Origin of the sequence: Bacillus cereus group sp. BfR-BA-01355 (genome assembly GCF_022663675.1) — a bacterium.
Classification (GTDB): domain Bacteria; phylum Bacillota; class Bacilli; order Bacillales; family Bacillaceae_G; genus Bacillus_A; species Bacillus_A thuringiensis_S.
This window is the reverse complement of the sequence record NZ_JAKUFY010000464.1, coordinates 1-225: the sequence shown is the minus strand read 5'-3', so window position 1 is coordinate 225 and position 225 is coordinate 1. Positions and strand designations below refer to the sequence as shown.

The following is a 225-nucleotide window of genomic DNA, read 5'->3' as shown; positions in this document are numbered from 1 at the left end:
AATGCTAGAAAAGATTACTTGGACAAAATTTCAACTGAAATCATCAAAAACCACGATGTTATCGGTATAGAGGATTTGCAAGTATCGAATATGTTAAAAAATCATAGGTTAGCCAAAGCAATTAGTGAGGTATCTTGGTCGCAATTTCGATCCATGTTAGAATACAAAGCAAAATGGTATGGCAAACAAGTCATTGTCGTATCGAAAACATTTGCTTCCAGCCAA

General features: G+C 34.7%; 1 protein-coding gene. It reads left to right on the top strand.

Annotated elements, in window-relative coordinates; translation table 11 throughout:
- Positions 1-225 (top strand): IS200/IS605 family accessory protein TnpB-related protein (locus tag MR167_RS32495; protein ID WP_242316312.1); only part of this gene is annotated, 225 nt, incomplete at both ends.